The following is a 1586-nucleotide window of genomic DNA, read 5'->3' as shown; positions in this document are numbered from 1 at the left end:
TTTAAAACTCTTTGAAAAAAAATAAATTGCTACAAAACCTAGTGGCAAAATATACAAAACCCGCTGGCAAGCTACAATCATAATAAAGCCTTCTACTCCGTTGCAACGTGAAACTGTTGTTGCGTTTATGAGACTTTTAGATGGCTTACATCAAGAAGCGTTAGCAGACTTCAAAGAAACATTAGAAACATTGTGCGAAGCGTGCTTTATAGAGAAATGTTAGAAAATCCTATTCCCGAACCTTTATTTATTTATCCCGCACCGTAAAAAAACACATAAAGAATCAATAAGTTATAGCACGATAAAAGTGCTGTGGCGGAGGGGGTGGGATTCGAACCCACGGTACAGTCTCCTGCACGCCGGTTTTCAAGACCGGTGCCTTAAACCGCTCGGCCACCCCTCCAAATTAGATATGCTTTCTGACAAATTTCTTGCAAAAGGTCAATCATTTTAATACGCATTTTAAAGCGTTCTTTGTAAAATTATTTAAAATAATTCTTCATAAGTTAATTCTTTGAGTGTGTTATTTAAGAGTTTCATTTTTAAACATGATAGTTTTTTCTGAAAAAATGAAAGGTAATTATGATATTTATCATTTCTTTTTCCTGTTTAAAAATTTTTCACAAAGCAATATTTTTTAAGTTCTAACGATCGTTTTCATAATAATAAGAAATATCCACTTGAAAATGTTTGATAAATTATATCAAATTCCGGTCGTGTATTTTTGTATTATTTTACCTTTCCAGATATTTATTCTATTTAGATCGTTCATATCTGCGAAAAGAAAATGTTATTGCTCTGACAGTTTATGAGAGATAAATTTGTAAGAACGACATATATATTCAAGGAAAGTTTTTATTGAGTTTAAATAAGTACAATTCAATAAGAAAGCTCTTTAAAAGATTTTAATTTTTTAAATAAAAATATTCAGATATCTAGTGCATCTAAAAGTTATCTTGGAGGGAATGGCTGATTTGCACTATGTGGATAAAATTTTATGTAAGATTGCATCGACCGTTTAAAACCTTTCCAGATATGACTGGAAATAGGGTATATTTATAATGCTTTTTCTGTGGGATAAGCAAAAAGTTAATTGGAGTGGAAGAAAAGATTATTGAGCAATACGCTTAGATCAATAGATAGTTTGTTAGGATATTGCATAGTTTTTCAAGAATAGAATTTAAAAACGCTAAATTATGCAAAGGAAGAAAGCATAAACTTTAACAGACAAGGTTTTAAAAGCCAGTACATTTACAAGTATGTGTAAAATAAAAAATTATTTACAAAAGATTATTCGTACGTCTGAAGAGAGTGCCGCTGGTGAACCCATGCCATTTCGTTTGCGTGCTACGCCTGATGCGATCTCACGCATGGCAAATAAAAAGCAAGTAAAATAAAATAGTTATGTCTAATATGGGGGAATAGGTGAATCTTGATTCTATTACGTTTTTTTGTCTCTACCCCTAACTTTTTTGGAGCTTTTTTATCGCTTCTATAGCTAGCCTTTTGCGATCTGCGCTCTTTGTGTAAAGAGATGCCATATTATCATTTGTCCAGCCAAATAATGCTTTCAATTGTGATACTGT

1 protein-coding gene, 1 tRNA gene and 1 pseudogene are annotated in these 1586 nt (G+C 32.0%); 1 reads left to right on the top strand and 2 read right to left on the bottom strand.

Going from position 1 to position 1586, the window contains the following annotated elements:
* Positions 1-313: 313 nt before the first annotated feature.
* Positions 314-403, bottom strand: a tRNA-Ser gene (locus ACFIKU_RS09610).
* Between the two features lie 856 nt (positions 404-1259).
* On the opposite strand from ACFIKU_RS09610, the gene ACFIKU_RS09605 reads away from it, so the two are divergent.
* Positions 1260-1397, top strand: coding sequence for a hypothetical protein (locus ACFIKU_RS09605; protein ID WP_375642676.1), 138 nt, complete (start codon positions 1260-1262; stop codon positions 1395-1397).
* A gap of 66 nt (positions 1398-1463) precedes the next feature.
* On the opposite strand, the pseudogene ACFIKU_RS09600 reads toward ACFIKU_RS09605, so the two are convergent.
* A pseudogene (locus ACFIKU_RS09600) lies at positions 1464-1586 on the bottom strand (integrase); the annotation flags it as partial.

This window comes from Bartonella sp. CM120XJJH (assembly GCF_042194715.1).
GTDB lineage: Bacteria > Pseudomonadota > Alphaproteobacteria > Rhizobiales > Rhizobiaceae > Bartonella.
This window is presented reverse-complemented; position numbering and strand designations above follow the sequence as displayed.